The organism is Buchnera aphidicola (Tuberolachnus salignus) (genome assembly GCF_900016785.1).
Lineage (GTDB): Bacteria > Pseudomonadota > Gammaproteobacteria > Enterobacterales > Enterobacteriaceae > Buchnera_F > Buchnera_F aphidicola_M.
On the sequence record NZ_LN890285.1, the window covers coordinates 357,287 to 372,862 of the forward strand.

Below are 15,576 nucleotides of genomic sequence, written 5' to 3' on the forward strand. Positions count from 1 at the left end.
AAATGAAAAATTAAAAATAAATTTTTAAAATTATTAAATATTAATTCTTGACTTGTTTCATCAAACATATACTATAAAAACATTAGTTTTTTATTTTTAAAATTATAAATTTATTGGAATAATTGAGAATGCAAATTACATTAGAAAAAATGTTAAAATTTCCATGTACTTTTACATATAAAGTGATAGGATTGTCACAACCAGAATTAACAAATAATATTATTAAAGTTATACAAATACATATTCCGGGAGATTATACACCACAAATAAAATCTAGTAATAAAGGAACTTATCTTTCTATTTCTGTTACAATATGTGCTCAAAATTTTCAACAAATAGAAAATTTATATAATGAATTAAGCAAAATACATTTAGTCAGAATGGTTTTATAAATAATTTTGCGATGCGGTATATAAAAAAATCCGCACCGCAAAAGCTTGGCTCATGAAAAGCATTAATATTTAAAAAATATTATAAGCTAATAACATTTGCGGCTGATGGCCCTTTTGCGCCTTCGGTAATTTCGAATTCAACGCTTTGACCCTCTGCCAAAGTTTTAAATCCGTTGCTTTGGATAGCTGAAAAATGTACAAAAACATCTTTACTACCATCTTCCGGAGTAATGAAACCAAAACCTTTAGATTCATTAAACCACTTAACATTACCTTTAATCTTGGACATCTATATATTACCTTCGAGTGAAAAATATAAACTATAAAGCTTATACCTGCAGTTAATTCAATATTTAAAAAAATAAATTTCATAAAATAAATTAATAAATTAATTCATTTTAAAAATAAAATAATAAAAAAAATCTAAAAATAATTAAAAATAAAAAATATTTAATAATAAAAATCTATAACCTGGCAATTTCCTACTCTCACACAAGGAATCCTCGTACTACCATCGGCGTTATAACGTTTCACTTCTGAGTTCGGAATGGGATCAGGTGGTACCATTACACTATTTTTACCAGGTTATTTATAATATTTAATTATAATTTTATAATAATATTGAATATTATCATAATTTTATTCTTAGAAAAACACCTCTGGTGTTGTAAGGTTAAGTCTCTCGGGTCATTAGTACTAGTTAGCTCAACACATTACTATGCTTACACACCTAGCCTATCAACGTCGTAGTCTCCAACGTCCCTTCAGTAAAACATAAATGTTTTCAGGGAAAACTAATCTTGAGGCAAGTTTCGTGTTTAGATGCTTTCAGCACTTATCTTTTCCGCATATAGCTACCGGGCAATGCCATTGGCATGACAACCCGAACACCAGAGATGCGTCCACTTCGGTCCTCTCGTACTAGAAGTAGCCCCTCTCAATTTTCCAACGCCCACGGCAGATAGGGACCGAACTGTCTCACGACGTTCTAAACCCAGCTCGCGTACCACTTTAAATGGCGAACAGCCATACCCTTGGGACCTGCTTCAGCCCCAGGATGTGATGAGCCGACATCGAGGTGCCAAACACCGCCGTCGATATGAACTCTTGGGCGGTATAAGCCTGTTATCCCCGGAGTACCTTTTATTTGTTGAGCGATGGCCTTTCCATACAGAAACCACCGGATCACTAAGACCTGCTTTCGCATCTGCTCGCATTATCACGCTCACAGTTAAACTGGCTTATGCCTTTACACTAACCTCACGATGTCCAACCGTAATTAGCCAATCTTTGTGCTCCTCCGTTACTCTTTGGGAGGAGACCGCCCCAGTCAAACTACCCACCAGACACTGTTTCTACACCGGATAACGGTGCAAGATTAGAAAATTCATGTTTAAAGAGTGGTATTTCAAGATTGACTCCATTAAAACTAGCGTTTTAACTTCTTAGTCTCCCACCTATCCTACACAATAAAAATAAACATTCAATGTCAAGCTATAGTAAAGGTTCACGGGGTCTTTCCGTCTTGCCGCGGGTACACTGCATCTTCACAGCAAATTCAATTTCACTGAGTCCTGGATGGAGACAGCCTGGCCATCATTACGCCATTCGTGCAGGTCGGAACTTACCCGACAAGGAATTTCGCTACCTTAGGACCGTTATAGTTACGGCCGCCGTTTACCGGGGCTTCGATCAAAAGCTTTAGGAAAAAAAACCTTAACTTCTTCAATTAACCTTCCGGCACCGGGCAGGCGTCACACCGTATACGTCCACTTTCGTGTTTGCACAGTGCTGTGTTTTTAATAAACAGTTGCAGCCAGCTATTCTCTGCGACTAACTAAAGCTTTAAGAAGTAAATTCTTTAACCTATATGTTAGCGTGCCTTCTCCCGAAGTTACGGCACTATTTTGCCTAGTTCCTTCATCCAGGTTCTCTCAAGCGCCTTAGTATGCTCTACCTAACTACCTGTGTCGGTTTTGGGTACGATTTTATAATTACCTATAGCTTAGAGGCTTTTCTTGGAAGCATGGTATCAGTTACTTCATTACTTACGTAATTCGTATTCACACCTCAGATTTTAAAAAATTCTGGATTTTCCGGGAATTTTATCCTACATGCTTAAACCGAGATTACCATCACTCGGATAACCTAACCTTCTCCGTCCCCCCATCGCAGTAAAATAAAGTACTAGAATGTTAACTAGTTGTCCATCGACTACGCCTTTCGGCCTCGCCTTAGGGGTCGACTTACCCTGCCTCGATTAACGTTGGACAGGAACCCTTAGTTTTTCGGCGAGCAGGTTTTTCACCTGCTTTATCGTTACTCATGTCAGCATTCGCACTTCTGATACCTCCAACATATTTCACAATATATCTTCTAGGGCTTACAGAACGCTCCCCTACCCAACAAAAAAAAATTGTTGTCGTAGCTTCGGTGCATAGTTTGAGCCCCGTTAAATCTTCCGCGCAGGTCGACTAGACCAGTGAGCTTTTACGCTTTCTTTAAATGATGGCTGCTTCTAAGCCAACATCCTGGCTGTTTATGCCTTCCCACCTCGTTTCCCACTTAACTATGACTTTGGGACCTTAGCTGACGATCTGGGTTGTTTCCCTTTCCACAACGAACGTTAGCACCCGCTGTGTGTCTCCCGTGATAACATTCTTCGGTATTCGGAGTTTGCAACGGTTTGGTAGGCCGGGATGGCCCCCTAGTCGAAACAGTGCTCTACCCCCGAAGATGAATTCACGAGGCGCTACCTAAATAGCTTTCGGGGAGAACCAGCTATCTCCCGGTTTGATTGGTCTTTCACCCCTAGCCACAAGTCATCCGCTAATTTTTCAACATTAGTCGGTTCGGTCCTCCAGTTGGTTTTACCCAACTTTCAACCTGCCCATGGCTAGATCACCGGGTTTCGGGTCTGTATCCTGAAACTTTGTAACATCGCCATTTTCAGACTCGGTTTCCCTACGGCTCCCTTAAAAAGTTAACCTCGCTACAGAATACAAGTCGCTGACCCATTATACAAAAGGTACGCAGTCACTCATAATATAAAAAAGCTCCTACTGCTTGTACGTATTTGGTTTCAGGATCTATTTCACTCCCCTAACCGGGGTTCTTTTCGCCTTTCCCTTACGGTACTAGTTCACTATCGGTCAATCAGGAGTATTTAGCCTTAGAGGATGGTCCCCCTATCTTCAAACAAGATTTCTCGTGTCCCGTTCTACTTTTTGAACCTAAATTTAAAAAAAATTTCATATACAGGACTGTCACCTTTTATAGTTGATTTTTCCAAATCATTCTATTATTTTAAATAAATTTTTATGATTCTAGGCTGTTCCCTTTTCGCTCGCCACTACTAAGGGAATCTCAATTGATTTCTTTTCCTCAAGGTACTTAGATGTTTCAGTTCCCTTGGTTTACTTTAATAATCTATGAATTCAATTATTAATGATGTTAAAAAACATCGGGTTTCCCCATTCGGAAATCATCGGCGAATAACGCTTCTTATCAACTTACCGATGCTTATCGCAGATTAGCACGTCCTTCATCGTCTCTGATTGCCAAGGCATCCACCAAATACGCTTATTCACTTAACCTTACAACCCACAGGTGTTTTTCTAAATTTTTAATTATTCTAGATTTTTAAAGAACATTTTATAAATTTTTTAAATTTGAAACTTATGAAATATTAACACAATATTTTAAAGAAGTATATAAAAATATTTTTTATTTCTGTCTCCTAGGGGATTTGAACCCCTATTGCCGCCGTGAAAGGGCGATGTCCTAACCATTAGACGAAGGAGACTTAAAAAATGTTTTTACTTTTTCTTAAATATGTTACAGAATGAATTAAAAGAGTCAAGTCTTTTTTTCATTTTTAACAAAATAAAAAATATTTAATTAAATAATTTACAATTCTCTTTGTTGATTCATATATAAAAGAGTTTTTTTTATATTTGGCATTTTTCCAAACCAATGTAAACAAGAATATGCAGCTTGAGAAACTAACATTCCCAAACCATCAGATAATTTTTTTGCACCTAAAGATTGACACTTTAACAAAAAAGAAGTTAAAATATTTTTTTTATGATAAAACATATCATAACAACAAATTTTATTATGTATAATATTTGAAGGAAAAAAAGGGGATTCATTTACAATACTACTTGAAGTAGCATTAATAATTAAATCAAAAAAAACTTTTTTTTTATTATTAAAAATAAATATTTTTCCTTTTAAAGAAAAAAAATGAACTAATTTTTCTGCATTTGAAATTGTTCTATTTAAAACATAAATAATACATTTAAAATTTAATAATGAAGAAATAACAGATTTTGCAGCTCCACCTGAACCTAATAAAAGTATATAACATAATGGTTTTAAAAATTTTAATCTTTTTAAATCATATAATAAACCTAAACCATCAGTATTATTACCTATAATTAAAGAATTTGAATTTTTAAAAAGTGTATTTACAGTACAAGATTGAGTTGAATGATACAAAAAATTATTAAAAATTTTATAAGTTTGATTTTTAAAAGGTACTGTAATATTAGCACCAATATGATTTTTATGTTTTAAAAAATTCAATAATAAATTCATAAAATTTTTTTTAGTACATAAAAATGTTTTATAAAGATAAAAAATTTTTAATTTTTTTGAAAAATGTTTATGTATAATTGGAGACAAAGAATGATTTATTGGATTTCCAAACAAGCCTATTATCATAGAAGATTTTATATTTACCATAAAAATTATATTTCTTTTCCTTAAAAAATTTTGCATATTTATAAAAAACATTTTTTTTAATAAAAAAACAAAAAAATTATTTTTTTATATAATAATTTTGATATATGATAAATTTATATTTTTTCATAAAAATATGTTATAATTTAATATTATTTAAAAATATCATATATATTTTTTTTAATAATAATAAATTTTAATCTTCTAAAAAATAGAATATTAACTTTTTTATTTAATATTAATATTCCTATTATTTCTTTTTTTTAATTAATAAAATATGACTATTCAAAAAATTTTACAATTTCCAGATTTAAAATTAAGAAAAATAGCTAAACCAGTAAAAAAAATAAATCAAAAAATTCATAAAATTATATATGATATGTTTGATACTATGCATTATTTTCACGGTATTGGGTTAGCTGCCACTCAAATTAACATACATAAACAAATTATTGTCATTAGTCCAATTAATCCAATAAAAAATTATTTAATATTAATTAATCCAAAAATTTTAAAAAAAAAAAATCCAACAAATAAATTTGAAGAAGGTTGTTTATCTGTTCAAAAAAAAAAAGCATATTTAATTCGTTCAAATAACATTACAATACAAGCATTAGATTATTATGGACGTCCATTTATTCTTAAAGCAAAAAAACTATTATCTATTTGCATACAACATGAAATGGATCATTTAATTGGAAAATTATTTATTGATTATTTAAAATAATAAAATTATTTTCTAATATATTTAATAAAAAATATAAAAATTTATGCTAAAAAAAAAAATTAATATAATTTTTGCCGGCACTACTATGTTTTCATTAATACATGTACAAAATATTTTTTCTACACATCATTCCATTAAAGCAATTTTAACTAAAAGATCTTCTATACATTTTCAAAAAAAAAATAATATAGTACAAAATTTTGCAATAAAAAATAAAATACCTTATTTTCTGTTTGAAAATTTTAAACATAAAGAAACTTATAAAACTTTAAAAAATTTTTCTGCAGATCTTCTAATTGTAGTTTCTTATGGATTATTAATACCTCAAAAAATTTTAAAATTATTTCCAAAAGGAGCAATAAATTTACATGCATCATTATTACCACGATGGAGAGGAGCTGCACCAATACAATGGGCTATTTTATCAGGAGACAAAGAAACTGGAATAAGCGCATTTTATATGAAAAAAACTCTAGATACTGGAAATATTTTATATTCTTTAAAATGTCCAATTGAAAAAAAAGATACATATATAACATTATATTCTAAATTATTAATTGTTTCTTTACAAGTTCTCTATCAAATTTTATATATTATAGAAAAAAACATTACCCCAAAAATAAAAAAACAAAATTTAAAATATGTTACATATGCACCTAAAATTTTTAAAAAAAATACTCAAATTTATTGGAATCAATCTGCAAAAAAAATAGAAAGACAAATTCGAGCTTTTTATCCATCTCCAAATAGTTTTTTTTTATTAAATGGAATACGAATTAAAGTACTTAAAACAATTATAAAAAAAAAAGAAAAAACTAAAAAATATCAAATAGGAGAAATTATCGCAGCAAATAAAAAAGGAATTTTTATTCAAACAAAAAAAAATATTTTAATTTTAAAAAAAATACAAATAGAAAATAAAAAATCAATGGATGTTTTTGAAGTCTTAAATTCTAAAAAAAAATGGTTTTTACCTGGTTTGATTCTACAATAATTCAAAATACCTCTTAAAAAATTAAATAACGGCATAAATATGCCGTTTTTATTATCAAAAAATTTTTATTAATATTAATAAAATTATATTTTTTATAAAAAAATTTTATTTACTTTTGAGACTTACGATCTACTAACTCTACATAAGCTAAAATAGTGTTATCTCCTATTCTATAACCACATTTTAAAATACGCATATATCCACCTAACCTATTTTTAAAATGAGGCCCAAATATTGTAAATAATTTGTTTACTATTTCAGAATTATAAAGACGTGAAAATATTAAACGACGATGTGCGACTGTATCAATTTTAGATATTGTAATTAATGGTTCTACAAAACGTCGTAATTCTTTTGCTTTCGGTAAAGTTGTTTTTAAATGTTCATATTTAAACAATGAACATGCCATATTTTGAAACATAGCTTTTAAATGAGAACGAGTACGATTTAATAAACGACCACTTTTTCTATGACGCATCTTTTTATATTCCTTATTGGATAATATTTAAAAATAATAAATATTAACTATTTAGTCTCCGATTTTAAGTATCTAATAAATTCATAGGTGGCCAATTTTCTAATCTCATTCCTAGAGATAAACCTCTCGCAGCTAAAACATCTTTAATTTCTGTCAAAGATTTTTTTCCTAAATTCGGAGTTTTTAATAATTCTACTTCAGTTTTTTGAACTAAATCCCCAATATAATGTAAATTTTCTGTTTTTAAACAATTAGCAGATCGAACAGTTAACTCTAAATCATCAACAGGACGTAATAAAACGGGTTCAAATTCTAATTTTTCTTCTAAAACTACTGGTTCACGCACTCCTCGTAAATCTACAAAAGATTCTAATTGTTCAGACAAAATTGTAGCTGCATTACGTATTGCTTCTTCTGGATCAATTGTTCCATTTGTTTCCATTTCTATAATTAATTTGTCTAAATCAGTTCTCTGTTCAACTCTTGCAGATTCTACCATGTAAACTATACGTTCTATAGGACTATATGATGCATCTAATAATAATCGTCCAATAACATTATTTTCTATATTTTTTTTTTTTCTTGAAAAAGACGTACTATACCCACGACCACGGGAAACAGTCATTCTCATTTCAAAAGTTATTTTAGGGCACGTAATATTACATAATATATGTGATGGATTAAAAATTTCTACTGAAGAATCTAATAAAATATCTGATGCATATACTGGGCCAATTCCTTTTTTTTTTACAGTTAATACAACATGATCTTTATCAAAAATTTTTATAGCTAAAGATTTTAAATTTACTAAAATTTCAGAAATATCTTCTTGTATTCCTTCTTTTGTCATATATTCATGTAAAATACCTTCAATTTCTACTTCAGTAACAGCGCATCCTGACATCGAAGATAATAAAATTCTTCGTAACGCAGTCCCTAACGTATGACCAAACCCCCTTTCTAAGGGTTCTAATGTAATTTTTACATGCGTAGAACTAATTTTTTCTATATCTACTAAACGAGGTTTTAAAAAATCTCTTAAAAAATTAGACATCTTATTCCTCTAAAAACTATATTTTATTTTGAATATAACTCAACAATTAAATGTTCATTAATTTCTGACGATAAATCACTACGTTCTGGAACTTTTTGAAAAATACCTTCCATATTTTTACGATCAACACTCATCCAACTAATCGGTTCACGAACTGTAGATAATTCTAAAGCTGCAAAAATTCGAACTTGTTTTTGAGCTTTTTTACGTATTGAAATTTTATCCGAAACTTTCACTTGAAATGAAGCAATATTTACTACTTTATTGTTTACAAGAATTAATTTATGACTAATTAATTGTCTTGATTCTGATCGAGTAACGCCAAAACCCATACGATAAACTACATTATCTAATCTAGATTCCAACAAACATAATAAATTATATCCAGTATTTCCTTTTAATTTAGTAGCTTTTTTATAATAATTTCTAAATTGTTTTTCTAATACACCATATAAACGACGAACTTTTTGTTTTTCACGTAATTGAACACCATAATCTGATAAACGTGATTTTCGAGCTCCATGTTGACCAGGCGCTTTATCTAATTTACATTTTGATTCAATCGTACGTACACCAGATTTTAAAAACAAATCTGTACCTTCTCGACGACTTAATTTTAATTTAGGACCTAAATATTTTGACATTTATTTATATACTCATTTCTTATGTAATAAATTATACTCTACGTTTTTTAGGAGGACGACAACCATTATGTGGTATCGGAGTAATATCTGTAATATTAATAATTCGAAAACCAGCTAAATTTAAAGCACGAATAGTCGATTCTCGACCTGGACCAGGTCCTTTAACCATAATTTCTAATGTTTTAATGCCATATCCTTTTACAATTTCAGCACATCGTTCTGCAGCTACTTGAGCTGCAAATGGAGTAGATTTACGAGATCCTCGAAATCCTGACCCTCCAGATGTAGCCCACCCTAATGTATTGCCAATTCGATCCGTAATAGTAATAATAGTATTATTAAAAGAAGCATGAATATATGCAATACCTTCTAAAATTTGCTTTTTAATACGTTTTTTTGAACGTTTGCTAATCACTTTTGCCATATTGAATTAATTTCCTAATTAACATTTTTATTTTTTAATTAATTTACGTGGACCTTTGCAAGTTCTAGCATTAGTTTTTGTTCTTTGTCCACGCGCAGGTAAATGTTTACGATGCCTTAAACCACGATAACATCCTAAATCCATCAATCTTTTAATACTCATAGAATATTTACGTCTTAATTCTCCTTCTACGATAAAATCCATCACTGTTTTACGTAAATTTTCCATTACCGTTATCGTTAATTCATTAACTTTTAAAGTTTCTTTAATACCAATACGCATGCAAATTTTTTTTGAAATCGATTTACCAATTCCATAAATAGACATTAAAGAAATAACTACATGTTTATTATCTGGAATGTTTACACCTGCTATACGAGCCATAATTTTTTACCTTTTTTTAAACATATACACTATCAACAAAATAAAAAATCATCCTTGACGTTGTTTATGTTTAGGATTATTTAAACAAATCACATATATTACATTTTTTCTACGAACAATTTTACAACTTCGACAAAATTTTTTTACTGACGTACGTACTTTCATAAATCCTCATATTCATTTTTTAATATAAAAAAATTAAAAAATTAATGTTTAAAATATAAATTAGATTTCTTTAATACTGCTTTATATTGCGTTGAAATTAATAAAGTTTGTAACTGAGATATAAATTCTATAATTACAGATACTACAATTAATAAAGAAGTACCTCCAAAATAAAATGGAACATGAAAAAAATATCGCATAAAATCTGGTAATAAACAAATAAAAATAATATACATTGCTCCAATACAAGTTAAATTAAATACAATAGATGAAATATATTGAGCAGTGTTTGGCCCAGGACGAATTCCAGGTAAAAAAGCTCCTGATTTTTTTAAATTATTTGAAACATCAGATACATTAAATGTAAATCCAGTATAAAAAAAACAAAAAAAAACAGTTAAAAAAACATATAAAGACAAATATAAAAAACTATGTGGTTTTAAAAAAGAAGCATAATATACAACATCATTTTTAATTTGTAGAAAATTACTTAAATAAGTCAAAAAAATTGAAGGTAATAAAATAACGCTTGATGCAAAAATCGCAGGCATTACACCAGCCATATTAACTTTTAAAGGTAAATAACTATTTTGAGATGTAGTTAAATTTCGATTATTTTGTCTTTTCGCATAAAACACTAAAATTTTTCGTTGACTACGTTCAACAAACGTTACTAAAAAAATAATTAAAAAAATTAATGATATCATCACAAATAATAAAAAGATATTTATTTCATGTTGTTGAAATTTTTCTAACGTCTTTAAAATAGAACTAGGTAAACCTGCCATAATACCTACAAAAATTATTAAAGAAATTCCATTTCCTAAACCATTAGAAGTAATTAATTCACCTAACCACATTAAAAAAATAGTTCCGACAACTAAACTTAAAACAGAAATAATATGAAATAAAAAATTATTTTTTAAAAGTATATTCTGCATACCTGGTATTAATGGCAAACCCATTAAAATACCTGTTGATTGTATAAAAGAAAAAAATAATGTAATATATTTTGTATATTGTTCTAATTTGTTTTGTCCATAAATTACATCTTTTTTAATTTTTTTAAAATAAGGAACAAAAAATGTTAAAAATTGCATCATAATAGAAGCAGAAATATACGGCATGACTCCTAATGCAAAAATAGAAGAACGACTTAATGAGCCACCTGAAAACATATTTAACATTTCTAATAAAGTTCCATTTGTTTTTTGATCTAAAAAATTTTGTAAAACATGAGTATTAATACCCGGAATAGGAATAAATGAGCCTATACGAAACACTAAAAGAGATATTATTAAAAACCAAACTTTTTTTTTTAACTCTTCAAAACCCGTAAGTTTTACTTTTTGATGTATTTTTTTTTTTATGTTCATAATAACTTTTATCCTTTTATTATTCCTCCACAAGCTTCAATTTGAATACGCGCCCCATGTGTAACTTTTATTCCTGAAAAAATAAATTTTTTTTTTAAAACACCAGACTTAATAATTTTTACAAATTTAATGTTTTTTTTTATAATATTAAATTTTTTTAATAACAAAATATTAATATACGAATTTTCTTTCAAAATTTTTAATTCCGATAATTTTACTTCAGCAGTAATCTTTTTTTTATAAGAAATAAAACCAAATTTTGGTAAACGACGATATAAAGGTGTTTGTCCTCCCTCAAATCCTCTACGTACTTTTCCTCCTGAACGAGCTTTTTGTCCTTTATGTCCTCGGCCTCCTGTTTTCCCCATACCAGATCCAATCCCACGACCAATTCTTTTTTTCATTTTATTTTTTTTTGATAAAACATTAAAAGAATTTAAATGCATTTTTTAGAACCTCCAAGTATTTTAATCATATATTTCACTTTTTTAATCATCCCCCATAAAGAAGGTGTATTCTTTCTTACAACTATATCTCCAATTTTTCGTAATCCTAAACCTATCATTGTTGCTTTATGCGTTTTTAACCGTCCTATTTGACTTTTCACTTGCATAATTTTAATAGTATTTTCCATATATTTATGTTCCTAAAATTTCATTAATTGTTTTTCCACGCTTTTTTGCAATCATTTCAGGTGATCGTATTTTTTTTAAACCTTCAATTGTTGCTCGAACTACATTAATAGGATTAGTAGAACCATATGTTTTTGCCAAAACATTATGTATACCAACTACTTCTAAAACTAAACGCATTGCTCCTCCTGCAATAATTCCTGTTCCTTCAGAGGCTGGCTTCATAAAAATTAAAGAACCTGTATGTCCCCCATAAACTTTATGGTATAAAGTATGTTTAAATAATGGAATAAAAATCATACTACGTCTTGCTTTTTCCATAGATTTTTGAATAGCAGACGGAACTTCGCGTGCTTTTCCATATCCAAATCCTACTTTACCTTCACCATTACCTACAACCGTTAAAGCAGTGAAAGAAAAAATACGACCACCTTTTACTGTTTTTGAAACACGGTTAACAGAAATTAATTTCTCTTTTAATTCCCCAAATAATTGTTTTTCCATATATATTCTCTTTTTAAAAAATTAAACCTGAATCACGAGCCGATTCAGCTAATGCTTTAATACGGCCATGATATTGAAAACCTGAACGATCAAAAGATACTTTTTTAATTCCTTTTTCTAAAGCTCTTTTAGCAATTAAAACACCAATAAAAACTGCTGCTTCTTTGTTTCCCGAATATTTTAATGTATTTTTTATTTTCTTTTCTAAAGTACATGCGCTTACACAGACTTTTGCTGTTTTACTGCAAATAATTTGTCCATATATATGACGAGAACTACGAAATACAACAAATCTAAATAAAGAAAATATTTGAATTTTTTTTCTTAGTTTATTATATCGTCTAATTCTTTTAATTTTTTTGTTTAAAAATCCTTTCATATTATTTTTTTTTCGCCTCTTTCAGACGGATTTTTTCATTAAAATATCGTATTCCTTTTCCTTTATATGGTTCAGGAATACGATAAGAACGTATATTTGATGCGACCTGTCCGACTAATTGTTTATTAATGCTTATTAATTCTAATTCATTATTTGGTAAAATTTTTGCAGATACTTCTTTTGGTAACGTATAAAAAATAGGATGTGAAAATCCTAATAACATTTTTAAAAGATTAAATTTTTCTAAAATAATTCGATAACCTACTCCTAAAAATTGCAATTTTTTTACAAAACCTTTTTGTATACCATAAATCATCGATTTAACTAAAGATCTACAAGTACCCGCTTGCATCCATTGATTTTTTTGTAAAACCTCCTGAACAGAAAAAAATATTTTTTTTTGTTTAATTGTTAATACAATATTTTTATGAATTTTTTTCGTTAATGTACCTTTTTGTCCTGTAACTGTAATTTTATTATTTTTAATTAAAACAACAATATTTTCTGGAATTTCTATTGGAACTTTTGCTAAACGTGACATAATAAACCCTCTTTACATAATATATTTATTCTACTGAACATAGAATTTCTCCACCTAATCCTAAATTTCGAGCTTTTTTATCTGTCATTACACCACGAGAAGTTGTTACAATAATGATACCTAATCCTTCCATAATATACGGTAAGTCTTTTTTTTTATGATATTGTCTCAAACTAGGTTTACTAATTCGTTTTATTTTTTCAATTACTGGTTTTCCATGAAAATATTTTAAATACAATACAATATTTTTTTTTATAACATCCACAACAGAATAATTTTCTAAATATCCTTCTTGAAATAAAACTTTCGCAATATTTACTTTTAATTTTGAAAATGGTATTTTAATTAAAATTTTATTTGCCATTTGTCCATTTCGAATACTAGTCAACATGTTAGAAACAGGATCATGAATACTCATATAATTTCCTCACTTATTTTAAAAAAAATATTTTAAAAAAAAATTTTAAAATACAAATAATTACCAACTTGCTTTAGTTAACCCTGGTATTTCACCTCTCATTGCAGCTTCTCTTAATTTAATACGACTTAATCCAAATTTTCTTAAAAAAGCATGAGGACGACCTGTTTGACGACAACGATTACGTTGACGCGACGGACTAGAATCACGAGGTAATTTTTGCAAAGTTAACATTGCATTCCATTTTTGTTTTTCAGTAGTTTTCAAACTAGAAATAATTTTTTTTAATTTTTTACGCGTTTCAAAAAATTTTTTTGATAATTTTACACGTTTTTTTTCACGTTCTTTAATTGCTTGTTTTGCCATATATTATTTTTCCTTTTTTAATTATAATTCTTTCTAAATGGAAAATTAAATGCATTTAATAACTCATAACTTTCTGAATCTGTTTTTGAATTTATAACTATTGTAATATTCATGCCTCTTAAACAATCGATTTTATCATATTCAATTTCCGGAAAAATAATTTGTTCTTTAATTCCTAAACTATAATTACCAAAACCATCAAAAGAATTACGCGATAATCCTCTAAAATCTCGAATACGTGGAATAGCAATAGTAATTAACTTATCGAAAAAATCCCATTTTTTTTGTCCTCGTAAAGTAACTTTACATCCAATCGGATATCCTTTACGAATTTTAAAACTTGCTACTGATTTTTTCGCTCGAGTAATGTATGGTTTTTGACCTGAAATTTTCATCAAATCTTGACATACAAATTCCAAAATTTTTTTATTATTAATAGCTTCACCTACTCCTACATTAATAACAATTTTTTTTATATTTGGAACAGCCATAACGCTAGTATATTTTAATTTTTTCATTAACATTGGAATAATTTTTTTATAATAAATTTTCAATAATCTAGCCATCTAAAATTATCCTTTATGAAATTAAAGTTTTAGTAGATTTAAAATATCTTCTTTTTTTTCCATCTACAACTTTAAAAAATACTTTATCTGATTTTTTAGTTTCTTGATTAAATAATGCTAAATTTGATAAATGTATAGGAGCTTCTTTTTTTATAATTCCTCCTATTTGATTACGTTCAGGAATAGATTTTTGATGTTTAAACACTATATTTAAACCTTCTATAATAGCATTATTTTTCTTATAATTAATATAAGTTACATATCCAGTTTTTCCTTTGTTTTTACCTGCTATGATTATAACAAAATCTTTAACATGTATTTTATATGCCATAATATTTATTTTCCTTATAAAACTTCAGGCGCTAATGATATAATTTTCATAAATTTTTCTATACGTAATTCACGAGTTACTGGACCAAAAATTCGCGTTCCAATTGGTTGTTCAGTAGTATTATTTAAAATTACACAAGCATTTCTATCAAATCGTATGACTGACCCATCAATTCGAGAAATAGATTTTTTAGTACGTACCACTACTGCTTTTAATACTTCTCCTTTTTTAACTTTCCCTCTTGGAATAGCTTCTTTAATTGCAATTTTTATAATATCTCCAATACTTGCATAACGACGACGTGATCCCCCTAAAACTTTAATACACATTGCAGTACGAGCTCCGGAATTATCCGCTACGTATAAAACTGTTTGTACTTGAATCATAATTTTTTCTCTTTTTAAAATAATATCAATATTTATAAAAAAACAAAATTTTTTATTTATATTCGAGAA

Annotated in this window: 22 protein-coding genes, 1 tRNA gene and 2 rRNA genes; 3 read left to right on the top strand and 22 right to left on the bottom strand. The window is 28.3% G+C overall.

Translation table 11 applies throughout. The features are described from left to right. Positions 1-128: 128 nt before the first annotated feature. Complete coding sequence (ybeD, locus tag BTSPAZIEG_RS01640; protein WP_075472824.1) at positions 129-392, top strand: DUF493 family protein YbeD; 264 nt, start codon at positions 129-131, stop codon at positions 390-392. A gap of 79 nt (positions 393-471) precedes the next feature. On the opposite strand, the gene cspE is transcribed toward ybeD, so the two are convergent. The 5 genes from cspE to aroE form a co-directional block, all read right to left on the bottom strand. After that, positions 472-681, bottom strand: coding sequence for a transcription antiterminator/RNA stability regulator CspE (cspE, locus tag BTSPAZIEG_RS01645; RefSeq protein WP_009874442.1), 210 nt, complete (start codon positions 679-681; stop codon positions 472-474). Between the two features lie 180 nt (positions 682-861). Then, positions 862-977: ribosomal RNA gene (gene rrf, locus BTSPAZIEG_RS01650) — 5S ribosomal RNA — on the bottom strand. An 84-nt stretch (positions 978-1,061) separates the two neighbouring features. Then, positions 1,062-3,988: ribosomal RNA gene (locus BTSPAZIEG_RS01655) — 23S ribosomal RNA — on the bottom strand. Positions 3,989-4,125: 137 nt separating this feature from the next. After that, positions 4,126-4,197 (bottom strand) — tRNA-Glu (locus BTSPAZIEG_RS01660). A gap of 104 nt (positions 4,198-4,301) precedes the next feature. Then, positions 4,302-5,141, bottom strand: coding sequence for a shikimate dehydrogenase (gene aroE, locus BTSPAZIEG_RS01665; RefSeq protein ID WP_075472826.1), 840 nt, complete (start codon positions 5,139-5,141; stop codon positions 4,302-4,304). A gap of 274 nt (positions 5,142-5,415) precedes the next feature. On the opposite strand from aroE, the gene def reads away from it, so the two are divergent. Then, positions 5,416-5,865 (top strand): peptide deformylase, encoded by a 450-nt coding sequence (gene def, locus BTSPAZIEG_RS01670; protein WP_075472828.1) that lies wholly within the window; start codon positions 5,416-5,418, stop codon positions 5,863-5,865. A 43-nt stretch (positions 5,866-5,908) separates the two neighbouring features. Further along, entirely contained in the window at positions 5,909-6,859 is a 951-nt protein-coding gene (gene fmt, locus BTSPAZIEG_RS01675; RefSeq protein WP_075472831.1) for a methionyl-tRNA formyltransferase, read from the top strand. Between the two features lie 109 nt (positions 6,860-6,968). Here fmt and rplQ read toward each other — a convergent pair whose 3' ends face one another. From rplQ to rplN, 17 genes are all read right to left on the bottom strand, one after another. Next, positions 6,969-7,337 carry a 50S ribosomal protein L17 gene (rplQ, locus tag BTSPAZIEG_RS01680; protein WP_075472833.1) on the bottom strand — a complete coding sequence of 123 codons (369 nt, stop codon included), beginning with the start codon at positions 7,335-7,337 and terminating at the stop codon, positions 6,969-6,971. Positions 7,338-7,401: 64 nt separating this feature from the next. Continuing rightward, a complete protein-coding gene (locus BTSPAZIEG_RS01685) occupies positions 7,402-8,391 on the bottom strand; it encodes a DNA-directed RNA polymerase subunit alpha (protein WP_075472835.1) in 990 nt (329 codons plus the stop codon). A gap of 23 nt (positions 8,392-8,414) precedes the next feature. Next, the gene (gene rpsD / locus BTSPAZIEG_RS01690; RefSeq protein WP_075472837.1) at positions 8,415-9,035 is read right to left on the bottom strand and encodes a 30S ribosomal protein S4; all 621 of its coding nucleotides are present in this window, start codon (positions 9,033-9,035) and stop codon (positions 8,415-8,417) included. A gap of 31 nt (positions 9,036-9,066) precedes the next feature. Further along, positions 9,067-9,459, bottom strand: a complete 393-nt coding sequence (gene rpsK / locus BTSPAZIEG_RS01695) for a 30S ribosomal protein S11 (RefSeq protein ID WP_075472839.1) — start codon at positions 9,457-9,459, stop codon at positions 9,067-9,069. A 27-nt stretch (positions 9,460-9,486) separates the two neighbouring features. Further along, positions 9,487-9,843, bottom strand: coding sequence for a 30S ribosomal protein S13 (rpsM, locus tag BTSPAZIEG_RS01700; protein WP_075472841.1), 357 nt, complete (start codon positions 9,841-9,843; stop codon positions 9,487-9,489). Positions 9,844-9,891: 48 nt separating this feature from the next. Next, positions 9,892-10,008, bottom strand: coding sequence for a 50S ribosomal protein L36 (gene rpmJ / locus BTSPAZIEG_RS01705; protein WP_075472843.1), 117 nt, complete (start codon positions 10,006-10,008; stop codon positions 9,892-9,894). A 41-nt stretch (positions 10,009-10,049) separates the two neighbouring features. Then, positions 10,050-11,384 carry a preprotein translocase subunit SecY gene (gene secY / locus BTSPAZIEG_RS01710; protein WP_075472845.1) on the bottom strand — a complete coding sequence of 445 codons (1,335 nt, stop codon included), beginning with the start codon at positions 11,382-11,384 and terminating at the stop codon, positions 10,050-10,052. Positions 11,385-11,392: 8 nt separating this feature from the next. Beyond that, positions 11,393-11,830 carry a 50S ribosomal protein L15 gene (rplO, locus tag BTSPAZIEG_RS01715; RefSeq protein ID WP_075472847.1) on the bottom strand — a complete coding sequence of 146 codons (438 nt, stop codon included), beginning with the start codon at positions 11,828-11,830 and terminating at the stop codon, positions 11,393-11,395. Beyond that, complete coding sequence (gene rpmD, locus BTSPAZIEG_RS01720) at positions 11,821-12,018, bottom strand: 50S ribosomal protein L30 (RefSeq protein ID WP_075472849.1); 198 nt, start codon at positions 12,016-12,018, stop codon at positions 11,821-11,823. Before rpmD ends, rplO begins: the two co-directional genes overlap by 10 nt. 4 nt (positions 12,019-12,022) lie before the next feature. Beyond that, a complete protein-coding gene (gene rpsE / locus BTSPAZIEG_RS01725; RefSeq protein WP_075472851.1) occupies positions 12,023-12,520 on the bottom strand; it encodes a 30S ribosomal protein S5 in 498 nt (165 codons plus the stop codon). Positions 12,521-12,533: 13 nt separating this feature from the next. Beyond that, the gene (gene rplR, locus BTSPAZIEG_RS01730) at positions 12,534-12,899 is read right to left on the bottom strand and encodes a 50S ribosomal protein L18 (RefSeq protein ID WP_075472853.1); all 366 of its coding nucleotides are present in this window, start codon (positions 12,897-12,899) and stop codon (positions 12,534-12,536) included. Between the two features lies 1 nt (position 12,900). Next, complete coding sequence (gene rplF, locus BTSPAZIEG_RS01735) at positions 12,901-13,440, bottom strand: 50S ribosomal protein L6 (protein ID WP_075472855.1); 540 nt, start codon at positions 13,438-13,440, stop codon at positions 12,901-12,903. Positions 13,441-13,465: 25 nt separating this feature from the next. Continuing rightward, positions 13,466-13,858 (bottom strand): 30S ribosomal protein S8, encoded by a 393-nt coding sequence (gene rpsH / locus BTSPAZIEG_RS01740; RefSeq protein ID WP_075472857.1) that lies wholly within the window; start codon positions 13,856-13,858, stop codon positions 13,466-13,468. Between the two features lie 60 nt (positions 13,859-13,918). Then, positions 13,919-14,224 (bottom strand): 30S ribosomal protein S14, encoded by a 306-nt coding sequence (gene rpsN, locus BTSPAZIEG_RS01745; RefSeq protein ID WP_075472859.1) that lies wholly within the window; start codon positions 14,222-14,224, stop codon positions 13,919-13,921. A 17-nt stretch (positions 14,225-14,241) separates the two neighbouring features. Then, a complete protein-coding gene (gene rplE, locus BTSPAZIEG_RS01750; protein ID WP_075472861.1) occupies positions 14,242-14,790 on the bottom strand; it encodes a 50S ribosomal protein L5 in 549 nt (182 codons plus the stop codon). Between the two features lie 13 nt (positions 14,791-14,803). Further along, positions 14,804-15,121, bottom strand: coding sequence for a 50S ribosomal protein L24 (rplX, locus tag BTSPAZIEG_RS01755; RefSeq protein ID WP_075472863.1), 318 nt, complete (start codon positions 15,119-15,121; stop codon positions 14,804-14,806). Between the two features lie 14 nt (positions 15,122-15,135). Then, positions 15,136-15,507 (bottom strand): 50S ribosomal protein L14, encoded by a 372-nt coding sequence (gene rplN / locus BTSPAZIEG_RS01760; protein ID WP_075472865.1) that lies wholly within the window; start codon positions 15,505-15,507, stop codon positions 15,136-15,138. Positions 15,508-15,576: the final 69 nt, after the last annotated feature.